Below are 14,259 nucleotides of genomic sequence, written 5' to 3'. Positions count from 1 at the left end.
CAAGGGCGCCGGCGAACAATGACGTCAAAAAGACAGCGTCGGCGGGGGAGTGAAAGTTTGCCCAAGACGTTGAGCGCTCGGCCCGTGCCGCTGCTCGCGCGCGCTGTCCGATGACGCCCAGGCACCCGGGACGCAACCCCTGCGTCCTCTGTGTGGCAGTGCAGCGATGGTCCTCTCCCGTCGTTGAATGGTCCCCTGCGAGTGTGTGCCTGCCATGATAATGCCCAATATGTTGTATCACGCGTACGAGCTGCAGCGTCAGTTCGCCGAGCCCGTTCGGCTCTGGGCCAACGCGCTCGAGAGTGTCTCGTCGAGTCCCTACAACCCGCTGACCGACACGTGGTGGGGCAAGTCGATGGCGGCCGGCGCCGAGATCATCTCGCGGCTGACGCGCACCTACGGCAAGCCGGCGTTCGGCCTCGCGACCACCGAGGTCGCCGGCAAGACCGTCGCGGTCAACGAGGAGATCCTGCTGCGCAAGCCGTTCGGCCAGCTGCTCCACTTCCGTCGCGACACGACCGAGCGCCATCCCAAGGTGCTGCTGGTGGCGCCGATGAGCGGCCACTACGCCACCCTGCTGCGCGGCACGGTCGAGGCGCTGCTGCCCGAGCACGACGTCTACATCACCGACTGGATCGATGCGCGCGATGTGCCGCTGGCGCACGGCAACTTCGATCTCGACGACTACATCGACTACATCATCGAATTCTGCCGCTACCTCGCGCCCGACGTGCACGTGATCGCGGTCTGCCAGCCGTCGGTGCCGGTGCTGGGCGCCGCCTCGCTGATGGCGCAAGCGCGCGATCCGCGCCAGCCGCGCTCGCTCACCCTGATGGGCGGCCCGATCGACACCCGCATCAGCCCGACCGTCCCGAACGATCTCGCGATGCGCAACTCGATGATGTGGTTCCGCCAGAACGTGATCTCGACGGTGCCGCTCACCTATCCGGGCGCGATGCGCCGCGTCTATCCGGGCTTCGTGCAGCTCACCAGCTTCATCACCATGAACTTCGACCGGCACGTCAACGCCCACCTGCGCCAGTTCGAGCACCTGATCAAAGGCGACGACGATCCGGCAGAGGCGCATCGCAAGTTCTACGACGAGTATCTCGCGGTGATGGACCTCACCGCCGAGTTCTACCTGCAGACCATCGAGATCGTCTTCAAGGAGCACCAGCTGCCGCGCGGCGTCTGGGTGAGCCGCGGTCGGCCGATCGAGCCGGCGCGCATCGAGACCGCGCTGATGACGGTCGAGGGCGAGCTCGACGACATCTCCGGCCTCGGCCAGACCAAGGCGGCGCACGCCCTGACCCCGAACATCCCGGGCGCACGCCATGTGCATTGGGAGCAGCCGCGGGTCGGCCACTACGGCATCTTCAACGGCCGCAAGTGGCGCGAGCAGATCCTGCCGCGGGTCCGCGACTTCATCCGCGCCAACGACGGCTGACACAACTCCGCCACAGCCCGCGGCAACCGCTCCGGCGGGTCACCGTTACAAACGGTGTCCCGCACGGAGGATTTGAATGAATAACGTCTCGCGCCGCCGCCTGATCGGCGGGTTTACCGTCCTGGCCGGCGTCGCCGTCGTGGCCGCCCCCGCCCTGGCGCAGCTCCAGGCCGAGATCTACATCCCCGCCGCGCCGCCGCCCCCGCGGGTCGAGGTGGTGCCGACCCTGCCGCCGGAACGCGTCGAGGTCGAGCGCTGGCAGCCCGGCTACTGGCGCTGGAACGGCCATGAGCACGTCTGGGTCGAGGGCCGCTACATGGCCCGTCCGCGGCCGCGCGCCGAGTGGATGCCGGGCCGCTGGGAACAGCGCCCGCGCGGCTGGGTCTATGTCGAGGGTCACTGGAACTGACCTTGGGGCGTTGATCTAGTCGATGCATTTCGAAGAACAGTGGACCAACGCCGCCAATACCCTGGTGGCGTTGATCACCACCTATGGCCTGCGCGTCGTCGGCGCGATCGTCATCCTGGCCGCCGGCTGGATGGCGTCGCGGCTGCTGTACAACGCCGTCGAGCGGCTGCTGGCACGCACCCAGCGGATCGACCGTACGGTCACGCTCTTCCTGGCCAACGCGGCGCGCTATCTCGTCCTCATCCTCACCTTCAGCGCGGTGCTGTCGACCTTCGGCGTCGCCACGACCAGCTTCGTCGCGGTCATCGGCGCGCTCGGCATCGCCGTCGGCCTGGCGCTGCAGGGCACGCTCAGCAGCCTCTCCGCCGGCATCATGCTGGTGCTGTTCCGGCCGTTCCATATCGGCGACCGCATCGAGGCGGGCGGCATCGTCGGCACGGTGCGCGAGATCAACCTGTTCTACAGCGAGCTCGACACCGACGACAACGTGCGGGTGATCTTCCCCAACGGCAAGCTGTGGGGCGAGATCGTCAAGGTGCCGTCGCGCAACGATACCGAGCGGGTCGAGCTCAAGTTCACCCGACCGGCCAGCGACGACCTCGAGACCGCAATCGCCCGCGCGCAGGAGCTGGTCGACAAGGACAGGCGCATCGAGCGGGTGGCGCAGATCGGCGTCGACACGGTGAACGACGGCAACTACGTGCTGGTCATCCGCGCCTGGGTGGCGCGGCCGCAGGCCATGCAGGTCCGCTTCGACCTCAATCGCGCGGTGAAGGAGGAATTCCAGCGCCGCGCCCCGCAGCGCGAGGAGGCGCGCGCCGCCGACTAGAGCGATTTCCGGGCAGATGGAACCGCGAGCGGTTCCATCTGCCCGGAAATGCGCGCACGGCGTTGTTGTTGCTCTAGTCTCGGTCGCGACGGCCGCTATCGGCCGATCAAGGCGAGGCGGACCCCTGGATGACCTCCAGGAAGGCCGCGCCATACCGTTCGAGCTTGGCATCGCCCACGCCATGGATTTCCCGCATGGCGCGCAGGCTATCCGGCCGGTGCGTCGCCAGCTCGATCAGCGTCCGATCGGAGAAAACGACATAGGCCGGCACGCGCTGCGCCTGCGCGAGCTTGGCCCGCAGGCCCTTCAGCGCGGTCAACAAAGCGCTATCGGCATCGCCGACGACGAGCGATGCGGCAGCGGCCTTCTTTTCGCGGCGCGATGTCTTGGGTTGCGCCATCTCCTTGCGCAGCTCGATGCGCTGGCTGCCCTTCAGCACCTGCCAACCGGCATCGGTGACGAACCAGCGGCCATGCTCGAGGAAGTCCTGCTGGATCAGGCCGGTCGCCGAGAGCTGGCGGAAGATCGAGCGCCATTCGGCCGCCTTCCGGTCCTTGCCGACACCGAAGGTCGGCAGCTTGTGATGGTTGTAGCGCTGCACGTTGTCGGTGCTGTCGCCGGTCAGGATCGCGACCAGGTGCTCCATGCCGAAGCGCTCGCCGGTGCGCACGATCGCCGACATCGCCTTCTGCGCCTCGATGGTGGCGTCGAAGCGCTCGACCCCTTCCTGGCAGAGATCGCAGTTGCCGCACGGCTCGGAGCTCTCGCCGAAATAGGCGAGCAGGGTCTGGCGGCGGCAGCGCGGCGCCTCGGCCAAGGCCAGCAGCGCGTTGAGGCGCTGGCGCTCGACGCGCTTGCGCTCGTCCGGCGTCTCGCTCTGCTCGATCTGCATGCGGCGCAGCTGCATGTCGCCCAGGCCATAGAGCGTCAGCGTGTCGGCCGGCAGGCCATCGCGGCCGGCGCGGCCGATCTCCTGGTAGTAGGCCTCGACATTGGCCGGCAGGTCGGCGTGGCAGACGAAGCGCACGTCGGGCTTGTCGATGCCCATGCCGAAGGCGACGGTCGCGGTCATCACCACGCCGTCCTTCTGCTGGAAGGTGTCCTGGTTGCGGTCGCGCACCGCCTTGTCGAGGCCGGCATGGTAGGGCAGCGCGTCGACGCCTTCCTTGCGCAGGGTCTCGGCCAGCTCCTCGACCTTGCGGCGCGAGGCGCAGTAGACGATGCCGCTCTCGGCCGGATGCTCGCGCACGAAGGCCACGACCTGGCGCGACGAGCGCTCCTTGGACCTGAAGGCAAGCTTGAGGTTGGGCCGGTCGAAGCTGCGCACGAAGGTGCGCGGCGGCTTGTCGAACAGCTTGTCGGCGATGTCGCTGCGGGTCGGCCCGTCGGCCGTGGCGGTCAGCGCCATGGTCTGCAGCTTGCCGCCGATCTGGCGGCCGAGGGTGCCGAGCGACAGGTACTCGGGCCGGAAGTCGTGGCCCCATTGCGAGACGCAGTGCGCCTCGTCGATCGCCATCAGCCGCACGTCGCTCTCGCACAGCATCTCGACCGTGTCGGGCCGCGCCAGCCGCTCCGGCGCGACATAGAGCAGGCGCAGCTCGCGCTGGCGCAGGAGCTTCATGACGCGGCCGTTCTCGGCCGGCTCGTTGCTCGAGTTGAGGCTGCCGGCCGCGACGCCGGCGGCGCTGAGCGCGCGCACCTGGTCGCGCATCAACGCGATCAGCGGCGAGACCACGACGGTGAGGCCGGGTCGGGCGATCGCCGGTAGCTGGTAGCACAGCGATTTGCCCGAGCCGGTCGGCATGATCGCCAGCACGTCCTCGCCGTCGAGCACGGCCTGCACGATTTCTTCCTGCCCCGGGCGGAAACCGCCGAAGCCGAAGACCGAATGCAACAGATCGTGTGCCGTGGCGAGGGAAGCGGACATGGATTGTGGGGCACCGTAGCGTCGCGACAGCAGTGCTGCACTGTGGATCGATTCGGATCAAGCAATCTCTGGTTGTCGTCTCACATCCAATACACGCGCCTTGGTACTGGCGACCTGACTGATGCAGGAGTGACACTGCAAATGCCGGTCACGCCACCTCCTCAGTGATGCCGCGCGAGCGCCGCGTTTGGGCGGCTCACTCCTCGCACCCACCGACGTCCCCTCTTCAATGCGTGGAGTGTCAAAGATGAAAACGAAGCGTAACTCGATCGTCGCCACTATTGTGTCATCGGCGGCGGTCCTTGCGGCGACGACGGCCTTGCCGTTCGCGGCGCACGCCCAGGGCAACAACCAATGGGACGGCTTCTACGCCGGCCTCAATGCCGGCGGCATGTGGAGCACGCCCTCGGCCTCGATCGTCGAGAACAACACCGGCGGCGGCTTCAACGGCACCAGCAGCGGGTTCGTGGGCGGCGCCCAGGCCGGCTACAACTACCTGCTCGGCCCCGTCCTGCTGGGCGGCGAAATCGACTTCCAGGGCTCGACCATGACCGGCGGCGTCACCGGCGGCGCCGGGCCGTCGTTCATCAACGCCACCCAGAGCATGCCGTGGTTCGCGACCTTCCGGGCCCGCGTGGGCTATCCGGTCGGCTCGGTAATGCCCTACGTCACCGGCGGCGCGGTGTGGGGCCAGCAGCGGCTGTCGGGCTTCGACTCGCAGTTCGGCTCGTTCGACAACTCGCGCAACTTCTGGACCTACACCTTCGGCGGGGGCGTCGAAGGCAAGCTGAACGAGCGCTGGTCGGCCAAGCTCGAGTATCTGTGGATCGGCACGCCGGACACGTCCCTGTCGACGCCGGCCTCGACCAGTGTCGACGAGCGCTCGATCGGCAACCTCGTGCGCGTGGGCTTCAACTACCGGTTCTGACGCCTCCTCCAGAACCGGGAGCCGCGCGGCGCTGGATGCCCCTCCAGTGCCGCGCGGTTTCTATTTGAGCTGGGCGTCGTACCAATCGACCGCCAGCTTCCGGGCCTGCTCCAGCGGCTCGCCGCGATAGATGTCGTAGTGCCGGATGCCCGGCAGCACGACGCGCTGCTTGGGGCCGGTCAAGCGCTCGTACAGGCGCTGGCCGTGCTGGCGGATGTCGATCAGCTCGTCGTTGGCGGCATCGATGATCAACATCGCCGCCGGATGGGGCCGCCGGCCCAGCTCCTCGATCGGCGCGAAGATCTGGTAGTGCTCGCGGATCATGTGGCCATGCAGCTGGCCCGCGATCCGCGGTTGCGGCGGCGGATAGGGCCGATCGCCGTGCGCGCGCTTCGTCGCCTGCGCGCGGTCCTCGTCGAGGCCGGCGCCGCCGCGGCGCAGGTCGTAGGCGCCGACCTGCGCCACCACTGCCTTAACGCGCATATCCAGCAGCATTGCCGACACTGCGATGCCCGCGCCGAGGCTGGTGCCCCACAGGCCGAGCCGGCTGGCATCGACCTCGGGCTCGCCGACCGCGAAGGCGATCACCGCCAGCACGTCGAGCGTCTGCTCCACCGGATCGACCGTCTCGCGCACCTCGATCGCCTGGACGGCTGCCGGCTGGCCGTCGCGGCGCGGCGGCGCCGTCCGGTCGACCGGCATCAGCCGGCCGCGACTCTCTCCCCAGCCGCGATAGTCGAAGGTCATGACGGTGTAGCCCGCGCGCGCGAAGGTGACCGCCTGCGCGAGGTGGTAGTGCTGCAGCCCGCCCGTGCCCTGGCACAGGATGACGGTCGGCAGGCGCTGGCCCAGCCTTGCCTTGGTTTGCACGAGGTGGCCGACCAGGGGCGTGCCCTCGCTGAGAAAGGTCACGCGGCGGGCCACGACGTCGTCGGGCAGGCGGTACTCGGGATAGCTGGCGCGCGCCGGCAACGGCAGCAGTGCGAGCGCGACCAGCATGGTCCGGCGCGCGATCACGGCAGCGCCACCGCGACCAGCTCCTCGGCGGTGCCGATGCCGCCGCCGACCGGGAAGACGATGAACTGCCGGTCGTCTGCGAGATAGGTGATCGGCGCGCCGCCGGCATTGTTGCCGACCGGGATCTCGGCCAGCAGGGCGCCGGTCGCCTTGTCGTAGACCCAGAGGTTGGTGTCGCGCTGCTGGATCTCCAACACAGGACGCCCGCGATCGGGACCCGGCCGCGGATTGACGAAGCGGCCCGACTGCACGGCGAAGAGCAGCGATCTGGTCACCAGCGCCCAGCCGCGCGTGTAGGGATTGCCCAGGGGGCCGCGCACGCCGGCCGCGCGCAAGGCCGGATCGTCGACCGGGCCGCGGCCGAGCGGCACCCGCCAGCGATGCTCGCCGGCGTTCATGTCGATCGCCAGCAGGCTGGCATAAGGCGGCTTGAGGATCGGCAGGCCCTTCGGCCCGGACAGCGGCCGGAAACTGCCGATCAGCGCGTAGGGCTGCTCGTAGGGCATCGGCCGGCGCAAGGTCACGACGAACGGATTGCGCTGCGTCTCGACGTAGAGCATGCCGCTTTCGGGATCGACCGCCGCGCCCTGCCAGTTGCCGCCGCCGGCGACGCTGGGGTTGGTCGCCGTGCCGCGCAGGGTGGGCGGCGTGTAGAGCGGGCCGTAGTCGTAACGGTTCAAGATCTCCTTTGCCCCGGCACGCAGCTCGGGCGTGAAGTCGATCAGGTCTTGCTCGCCGATGCCCTGGAAGTCGATGGGTGCCGGCCTGGTCGGGAAGGGCTGCGTCGGCGACGCGTGCTCGCCTTCGACTGTCGACGGCGGCACCGGGCGCTCCTCGATCGGCCACACCGGCGTGCCGGTGGCGCGGTCGAACACGAACAGGAAGTTCTGCTTGGTGACTTGCGCCACCGCCTTGATCGGCCGGCCGTCGACCGTGATGTCGAGCAGGGTCGGCGCCGCCGGCAGGTCGTAGTCCCACAGACCGTGATGCACCGTCTGGAAATGCCAGACTTTGCGGCCGGTCTTCGCGTCGAGGCAGACCAGGCTGTCGCCGTACAGCCCATCGCCCGGACGGTGGCCGCCATAGTAGTCGTTCGACGGCGTGCTGACGGGCAGGTAGACCGTGCCGAGTTGGTCGTCGGCGCTCATCGGCGCCCAGACGTTGGCGTTGCCGGTGTCGCGCCAGGACTCGTTCTGCCAGGTCTCGACGCCCGGCTCGCCAGCCTGGGGAATGGTGTGGAAGGTCCACAGCGTCTTGCCGGTGCGCGCGTCGAAGCCGCGCACGTCGCCCGGCGCCGGCGGATGCTTGCCCCAGAAGTCCCAGATCGAGGAGCCCGCCACCACGACGTCACCCACGACCAGCGGCGGCGCCTGGTTGGTGTAGTCGCCGCGCGGGAACGGACGGTGCAGGCCTTGCGTCAGGTCGACCCGGCCGTTGTCGCCGAAGCCCGCGGCCGGCTGGCCGGTGCGGGCATCGAGCGCCAGCAGGTAGGCGTCGGCGGTCAGGACGAAGACGCGTTCGTCGTCGCCGCCCTTCCAGTAGGCCACGCCCATGTTGGCCCAGCCGTTGTTCGCCGGATGGACGGTGTTCTCGTAGGTTCGCGGATCGTAGACCCACCTGGTCTTGCCGGTCGCCGCGTCGAGCGACGCGACCTGACTCATCGACGTGCTCACATAGAGCGTGCCGCCGACCATGATCGGCGTCGATTCGTTGGTGAAGCTCGCGGCGATGCCAGGCTTTTGCTCGCGCACGCCGTGATCCGCAGAGCGCCAACGCCAGACCACCTGAAGCTTCGCGGCATTGGTCTTGTCGATCGAATCCAGGGGCGACCAGCGCAGCGCACCGTTGCTGCCGCCATAGACCGGCCATTCGCCCCGCCGCAGCGCCGCCTCGGTCGCGGGCAGCGCCCCGGGCAACGATTGGGCGCAGACTTCCCCGCCGGCGCCTGCGAGCAGCGCCAGGAGGGCGAGTCGCGCCAGCCGGATCAATGCCGGGCGGCCTGGCCGGCGTCGAGGGTCATGACCACGCCGCTGATGTAGCTCGCGCGGTCCGACGCCAGGAACACCGCGAGATCGGCGACTTCGTTCGGCTCGGCCGGGCGGCCGAACGGCATGTGCTTGGTGAGCTCGGGCCAGCGCTCGGGATCGCCCCATTGCTGCTGGGCCTGGCCGCGCAGCAGGGTGGTCATGCGGTCGGTGCGCGTGCCGGGCGGATTGATCGCCACCACGCGCACGCCGTGATCGACGCTCTTGGAGCCGACGGCGCGGGTGAAGGCCATCAGGCCGGCATTGGCGGTCGTGCCGGCGACGTAGTCGTAATTGAAGCTCTCGCCCGCCAGCCCGATGATGTTGACCACGACGCCCTTCTTGCGCGCGTACATCTTCTCCAGCATGGCGCGCGTGGCGTTGACGTAACCGAACATCTTGAGCTCCCACGCCTCGCGCCACTTGGGCTCGGTCATGGCGAAGACGTCGCCGCGCGGGATGGCGCCGGCATTGTTGACCAGGATGTCGGCATGACCGGCCGCCTCGACCACGCTGCGCACCATGTCGCCCTTGGAGAAGTCGGCGACATGGATCTCGACCGGCACGTTGTGGCGGCTGCGGATCTTGTCGCGCGCGCCTTCCAGCGATTCCCTGGAGCGCGAGGCGAGGTGCACGGCGCAGCCTTCGGCGGCGAAGGCCTCGGCGCAGGCATAGCCGATGCCGCGGCTGCCGCCGGTGATGAGAACGGTCTTGCCGGAAAGTTTCAGGTCCATGGTCGCATCTCCCCTAACGTTCCTCCTCCCCTTCGCGGAGCCCGCGAAGGGGAGGTGCCCGCGTCTTCGCGGGCGGAGGGGTCATGAGCCACAGTTGCGCGGCTCATGACCCCTCCGTCGCCTCCGCCTTTTCGAACTTCGTTCGAAAAGGCGCAGACGGCGACACCTCCCCTTGGCGGATTCCGCCAAGGGGAGGAAGGTGCTTCTCTACAGCCGATAAGTGCTGTCGATCCTCGCCTGTCCGTCATCGGTCTTCACGCGGCCGTCCTTCGCCATCTGGATCAGGTGCGCCAGCATCGAGCGGCCGGCGGCGGCGTGCAGGTGCTGCGGCGTGTCGGCGTAGTTCTTGGCGACCATCTGCGGGACGGTCTGCGGCCCTTCCTTCAGACGCGCCATGATCTGCGCCTCGCGGCCCAGGCGATGCTCGATATAGGCCTCGACGAAGGGATGCGGGTTGCGGATCTCCGCCCCGTGAGTCGGGATGAAGAGCTGCTCGGGGCGCGGCAGGAGCTTGCGCAAGCTCGCGAAATAGTCGGCCATGTTGCCGTCGGGCGGCGAGATCACCGCCGTCGACCAGCCCATGACGTGGTCGCCCGACAGCAACGCGTTGTCCTCCTTCACCGCGAAGCAGAGATGGTTGGAGATGTGACCGGGCGTATAGACCGCCTCGACGTTCCAGCCATCGCCGGCCACGACGTCACCATCGTTGAGCTTGATGTCCGGCGCGAAGGAGAAATCGCCCTCCTGCTCGGTCGCCACGCCGGCCGGCGTCGGGTGCGGGCCGTAGCTGTAGACCTTGGCGCCGGTCGCCCTGGCCATCGCCGGCGTCGCGGGAACGTGGTCGACATGGGTGTGGGTCACGAAGAGATGCGTCACCGTCTCGCCGCGCACCGCGTTGAGCACGGCGTCTATGTGCTCCTGCTGGTCGGGTCCGGGATCGACGATCGCCACCTTGCCGTGGCCGATGACGTAGGTGCCGGTGCCCTTGAAGGTGAAGGGGTTGGGGTTCTTCGCCACGACGCGGCGGATCAGAGGCGTCACCTCCATCGCCGTGCCGTAGTCGAACTTGAACTCCTTGATGAACGGAATGCCAGGCATGAACCGAGATCCTCAACGGGCGGGCGGCGTGAGCTTGTACATCGCGTTGCGGCGGTCGGAGCTGACATAGACCGTGCCGCCCGTGCCGACCGCGACGCCGGTCACGATCAGCGCCGGCGGCCCGCCGGGATAGGTCTCGAGGCCGATGTCGAGGTTGGAGGCGATCACCGTCTTGGTGCCGGTCGCCGGGTCGATCGTCACCACGCGCTTCTGGCCGACTTCGGCGACAAAGAGCTTGCCGTCGGGCCCGACATCGATGCCCTCGGGGCCGGCGAGGCCGTCGGCCACGACCTTGCGCGCGCCCGACGCCACGTCGATCTGGGTGACCGCGCCCGCGGCATGCTCGGTGACGTAGACGACGTTGTCCTTGCCCTTGGCCAGCGCCGCCGGCGCCCGCAGCTCCTTGGCGACGATCGTGCGCTCCTTGCCATCGGCGCTCACCTTGACCAGGTTGCCGGTGCCGAGCTCGGCGACATAGAGCGTGCCGTCGGCCATCTCGACGGCATCCATCGGCGCCGCAAAATCGCCCAGGGTGGCGACCAGCTTGCCGGTCTTGCGGTCGACCTTCTCGACCGTCATCGAGAACCAGCTCGACAGCAGGATGTGGCTGGGCCCGACCGAGATGCCGAGCGGATAGGCGTGGGTGTCGCCGTGCACGCGCAGCACGTCGGCGACCGCGCCGCTGTTGCCGTCGACCGTGCGATAGCTGAAGACGTCGGCCACGTGCACCGTGTCCTTGCCGTGCTCCGAGACCACCGCGATGTCGGCCGGGATCGCGAGCTTGCCTTCGACCACGGTCTTGGCGGCGCCGGTGAAGGTGTCGACCTGGTAGATGCCGTTGTCGGTCATCGAGCTCACGAACAGCCGGCCGCGCGAATCGAAGGCGAGATTGTCGAGGCCGGGCTTCAGCGAGGCCACCAGCTTCTTGGCCTTGCTGGTCAGGCTGACGCTCCACACCGAGCCGGTGCCGGTGTCGATGACGTAGAGATTGTCGGGATTCTTCGCGTCGAAGTTGGCCGCGGCCGGGATCCTGAAGCCGTCGGCGATCACCTCGACCGCGCCATTGTCCGTATTGATCTTCACCGCCTGGCCCTTGAACCACAGCGGCCCGTAGAGGAAGCCGTCGGCGCGGCTGATCTCGAAGCCGTTCAGGCCGCCCAGCTTCTCGGCGACCTTGCGCAGGTCGCTCTTCTGCGCGCCCTTGTACTCCGGCTTGTCGAAGTTCTTGAGATCGATCTCGTACAGCGCGTCGCCGAGGAAGACCTCCGACACGAACAGCCGGCCATCCTTGGCGAAGGCGAGCGAGTTGGGGCCCGAGAAGCCGGTGATCTCGACCGTCTTGTTGCCGCGGCGGACGTAGACTTTGCCCATCAGGAAGGCGGTCCACGCCATGGTGCCGTCGTCGGCGAAGGCGATGTCGTCGGCCATGCCGGTCGGCGGATCGACGAAGCGGTCGACCTCGCCGGAATCGACCTGCACCTTGTAGATCGCCTGGCCGATCACCGAGCCCGCGAACAGCTGGTCGTCCTTGTTGAAGGCGAGGCCGTGCACGCCATGGAACCACGAGCCCGGAACCAGGATCCGCTGGTTGTATTCCTTGGGCGGCGACGGGGCGGCATCCGCCGCGGGTGGGGCCTGCTGCGCCGATGCGCCTGCCGTAAGCGCAAGCGCCAGCGTCGCCGCCGTCAAGATCCGCGCCAATCGCATCCGTTTCCTCCGCGCCACTCTCCCGGCCGCGCGCGGACTTTAGACCGCGTCGCGCCAATCGGCTACCATCCCAGCCATGCGCTGGATGCTCGCCTTGCTCGTGCAACTGGCCGTCATGGGCAACGCCGCCGCGCAGGACACCGTACGCTTCCCGGCGTTCGATGCCGGCGACGGCCGGCCGGCGACCGAGCTTACCGGCTACCTGTTCAAACCCAGTGGCGGCGGCCCGATGCCGGCGGTGGTCTTCCTGCATGGCTGCGGTGGGCTCATTTCGGCCACCAGCCATCGCATCGTCTCGCGCGAGATGGAATGGGCCGGCAAGCTCAACGCGCGCGGCGCCGCCGTGCTGATGGTCGACAGCTTCACGCCGCGCGGCGCGGGCGAGATGTGCTCGCGCACGGGCTTCAAGGAATGGCTCTATCTGCGCCGGCCCGGCGACGCCTATGCAGCCCTCGCCTGGCTGCAGCGGCAGCCGTTCGTCGCGAAGGACAAGGTCGCCGTCATCGGCTGGTCGAACGGCGGCGGCGCGGTGCTGTTCGCTTTAGGCAAGCGTCATGGCCGGCCGGCCGCCTTTACCGGCCCCGACTTCCAGGCCGCGATCGCCTTCTATCCCGGCTCGTGCAGCGAGAAGCGCATGGGCACCGACTGGACGCCCGCGATCCCGCTGATGGTGCTGATCGGCGCCAAGGACGTCTGGACCCCGGCGGGCCCGCGCCACGAACTGGTCGATCGCGCAGCGGCGCGGGGCGCCGCCATCGCGTATCACGCCTATCCCGATGCCTGGCACGACTTCGACTGGCCGAACCTCAAGCGCCGCGAGCTGACCCACTACACCACGCGCGACGGCGTCGTGCCGATCACCGGCGAAGACCCCGCTTCGCATGCCGATGCGATCCAGCGGGTGCAGGGCTTCTTGGCCGCGAACATTGGGCTACACTAGAACGAACACGAATTCCGCAGGAGGAAAAGTCATGGCTGGCAACACGGGCGGTCCGCTTTCGGGTCTGACGATCGTCGAACTGGCGGGCATCGGGCCCGGCCCGATGTGCTCGATGATGCTGGGCGACATGGGAGCCGACGTGATCCGCATCGATCGCACCAAGGCACACGTCATGGATCGCCTCGCCGACCCGAAGTTCGCCGTGCACAATCGCAGCCGCCGCTCGGTGTCGGTCGACCTGCAGAAGAAGGAAGGCGTCGAGGTCGTGATGCGCCTGATCGACAAGGCCGACGGCGTGACCGAACCGTTCCGCCCCGGCGTCGCCGAGCGTCTCGGGCTCGGCCCCGATCTCTGCCTGGCGCGCAACCCGAAGCTGGTCTATGGCCGCATGACCGGCTGGGGCCAGGAAGGCCCGCTCGCCAAGGCGGCCGGCCACGACATCAACTACATCGCGCTGACCGGCGCGCTGCATGCGATCGGCGGCAAGGACAAGCCGACGCCGCCGCTCAATCTGGTCGGCGACTTCGGCGGCGGCGGCATGCTGCTCGCGTTCGGCATGGTGTGCGGCCTGCTGGAGGCGCAACGCTCGGGCAAGGGCCAGGTGGTCGACGCGGCGATGGTCGACGGCGCGGCGCTGCTGCTGGGCGGCATCTACGGGCTGGCCGGCGCCGGCATCTGGAAGGACGGCGAGCGCGGCGTGAACCTGCTCGACGGCGGCGCGCACTTCTACGGCACCTACGAGACCAAGGACGGCAAGTACGTCTCGATCGGCTCGATCGAGCCGCAGTTCTACGACCTCTTGATGGAGAAGACCGGGCTCAAGGGCCAGGACCTGCCGGCCCAGAACGACCGCAACGCCTGGGCGCAGTTCAAGAGCCGGCTCGACGGCATCTTCAAGACCAGGACGCGCGACGAATGGTGCGCGATCATGGAGGGCACCGACATCTGCTTCGCGCCCGTGCTGACCATGAAGGAGGCGTCGCAGCATCCGCACGCCAAGGCGCGCAACGCCTATGTCGACATCCAGGGCTTCCCGCAGCCCGCCGCCGCGCCGCGCTTCTCGCGCACCAAGGAAGGCGTCAAGGGCCCCGCCGCCAAGCGCGGCCAGCACACCGACGAGGTGCTGCTGGAGCGTGGCTTCTCCTCCAAGGAAGTGGGCGAGCTGAAGGCCTCCGGCGTGATCGGCGCGCAGTAAGCGG

General features: G+C 68.5%; 12 protein-coding genes. 6 read left to right on the top strand and 6 right to left on the bottom strand.

The window, feature by feature from the left end; genetic code table 11:
• Positions 1 to 229 precede the first annotated feature (229 nt).
• The 3 genes from phaZ to J0J01_RS27295 all read left to right on the top strand — a co-directional run bounded on the left by phaZ (position 230) and on the right by J0J01_RS27295 (position 2,685).
• Entirely contained in the window at positions 230 to 1,447 is a 1,218-nt protein-coding gene (phaZ, locus tag J0J01_RS27305) for a polyhydroxyalkanoate depolymerase (RefSeq protein ID WP_296386585.1), read from the top strand.
• 76 nt (positions 1,448 to 1,523) lie between these two features.
• Complete coding sequence (locus J0J01_RS27300; RefSeq protein ID WP_296386583.1) at positions 1,524 to 1,856, top strand: hypothetical protein; 333 nt, start codon at positions 1,524 to 1,526, stop codon at positions 1,854 to 1,856.
• Positions 1,857 to 1,878: 22 nt separating this feature from the next.
• Positions 1,879 to 2,685, top strand: coding sequence for a mechanosensitive ion channel family protein (locus J0J01_RS27295; protein WP_296386581.1), 807 nt, complete (start codon positions 1,879 to 1,881; stop codon positions 2,683 to 2,685).
• Between the two features lie 106 nt (positions 2,686 to 2,791).
• Here the strand turns inward: J0J01_RS27295 and recQ are convergent, their stop codons facing one another.
• Positions 2,792 to 4,612, bottom strand: a complete 1,821-nt coding sequence (recQ, locus tag J0J01_RS27290) for a DNA helicase RecQ (protein ID WP_296386578.1) — start codon at positions 4,610 to 4,612, stop codon at positions 2,792 to 2,794.
• A 247-nt stretch (positions 4,613 to 4,859) separates the two neighbouring features.
• Between recQ and J0J01_RS27285 the strand changes: the two genes are divergently transcribed.
• A complete protein-coding gene (locus J0J01_RS27285) occupies positions 4,860 to 5,540 on the top strand; it encodes an outer membrane beta-barrel protein (RefSeq protein WP_296386576.1) in 681 nt (226 codons plus the stop codon).
• A gap of 60 nt (positions 5,541 to 5,600) precedes the next feature.
• Here J0J01_RS27285 and J0J01_RS27280 read toward each other — a convergent pair whose 3' ends face one another.
• The 5 genes from J0J01_RS27280 to J0J01_RS27260 all read right to left on the bottom strand — a co-directional run bounded on the left by J0J01_RS27280 (position 5,601) and on the right by J0J01_RS27260 (position 12,120).
• Positions 5,601 to 6,557, bottom strand: a complete 957-nt coding sequence (locus J0J01_RS27280; RefSeq protein WP_296386574.1) for an alpha/beta fold hydrolase — start codon at positions 6,555 to 6,557, stop codon at positions 5,601 to 5,603.
• Positions 6,554 to 8,545 (bottom strand): pyrroloquinoline quinone-dependent dehydrogenase, encoded by a 1,992-nt coding sequence (locus J0J01_RS27275; RefSeq protein WP_296386572.1) that lies wholly within the window; start codon positions 8,543 to 8,545, stop codon positions 6,554 to 6,556. The genes J0J01_RS27280 and J0J01_RS27275 overlap by 4 nt, the downstream gene beginning before the upstream one ends.
• Positions 8,542 to 9,315, bottom strand: coding sequence for an SDR family oxidoreductase (locus J0J01_RS27270; RefSeq protein ID WP_296386571.1), 774 nt, complete (start codon positions 9,313 to 9,315; stop codon positions 8,542 to 8,544). Before J0J01_RS27270 ends, J0J01_RS27275 begins: the two co-directional genes overlap by 4 nt.
• 207 nt (positions 9,316 to 9,522) lie before the next feature.
• Complete coding sequence (locus J0J01_RS27265; RefSeq protein ID WP_296386569.1) at positions 9,523 to 10,413, bottom strand: MBL fold metallo-hydrolase; 891 nt, start codon at positions 10,411 to 10,413, stop codon at positions 9,523 to 9,525.
• Positions 10,414 to 10,425: 12 nt separating this feature from the next.
• The gene (locus J0J01_RS27260) at positions 10,426 to 12,120 is read right to left on the bottom strand and encodes a hypothetical protein (protein WP_296386566.1); all 1,695 of its coding nucleotides are present in this window, start codon (positions 12,118 to 12,120) and stop codon (positions 10,426 to 10,428) included.
• A gap of 76 nt (positions 12,121 to 12,196) precedes the next feature.
• Between J0J01_RS27260 and J0J01_RS27255 the strand changes: the two genes are divergently transcribed.
• Both J0J01_RS27255 and J0J01_RS27250 read left to right on the top strand, forming a co-directional pair.
• Positions 12,197 to 13,060: a dienelactone hydrolase family protein gene (locus tag J0J01_RS27255; RefSeq protein ID WP_296386564.1), complete on the top strand. Its 864-nt coding sequence runs from the start codon at positions 12,197 to 12,199 to the stop codon at positions 13,058 to 13,060.
• A 31-nt stretch (positions 13,061 to 13,091) separates the two neighbouring features.
• Positions 13,092 to 14,255 (top strand): CaiB/BaiF CoA-transferase family protein, encoded by a 1,164-nt coding sequence (locus J0J01_RS27250; protein ID WP_296386563.1) that lies wholly within the window; start codon positions 13,092 to 13,094, stop codon positions 14,253 to 14,255.
• The last annotated feature ends 4 nt before the right edge of the window (positions 14,256 to 14,259 follow it).

Origin of the sequence: Reyranella sp. (genome assembly GCF_017305915.1) — a bacterium.
GTDB lineage: Bacteria > Pseudomonadota > Alphaproteobacteria > Reyranellales > Reyranellaceae > Reyranella.
Note: the sequence above shows the minus strand (reverse complement) of the source record. Positions and strands in the feature narration are given on the sequence as shown.

Bases quoted from the DNA above. Each gene is read 5' to 3' on its own strand.
- J0J01_RS27255 (WP_296386564.1), top strand. From the start codon at position 12,197: ATGCGCTGGATGCTCGCCTTGCTCGTGCAACTGGCCGTCATGGGCAAC.
- J0J01_RS27250 (WP_296386563.1), top strand. From the start codon at position 13,092: ATGGCTGGCAACACGGGCGGTCCGCTTTCGGGTCTGACGATCGTCGAA.
- J0J01_RS27270 (WP_296386571.1), bottom strand. From the start codon at position 9,315: ATGGACCTGAAACTTTCCGGCAAGACCGTTCTCATCACCGGCGGCAGC.
- phaZ (WP_296386585.1), top strand. From the start codon at position 230: ATGTTGTATCACGCGTACGAGCTGCAGCGTCAGTTCGCCGAGCCCGTT.
- J0J01_RS27285 (WP_296386576.1), top strand. From the start codon at position 4,860: ATGAAAACGAAGCGTAACTCGATCGTCGCCACTATTGTGTCATCGGCG.
- J0J01_RS27300 (WP_296386583.1), top strand. From the start codon at position 1,524: ATGAATAACGTCTCGCGCCGCCGCCTGATCGGCGGGTTTACCGTCCTG.
- J0J01_RS27260 (WP_296386566.1), bottom strand. From the start codon at position 12,120: ATGCGATTGGCGCGGATCTTGACGGCGGCGACGCTGGCGCTTGCGCTT.
- J0J01_RS27265 (WP_296386569.1), bottom strand. From the start codon at position 10,413: ATGCCTGGCATTCCGTTCATCAAGGAGTTCAAGTTCGACTACGGCACG.
- recQ (WP_296386578.1), bottom strand. From the start codon at position 4,612: ATGTCCGCTTCCCTCGCCACGGCACACGATCTGTTGCATTCGGTCTTC.
- J0J01_RS27295 (WP_296386581.1), top strand. From the start codon at position 1,879: ATGCATTTCGAAGAACAGTGGACCAACGCCGCCAATACCCTGGTGGCG.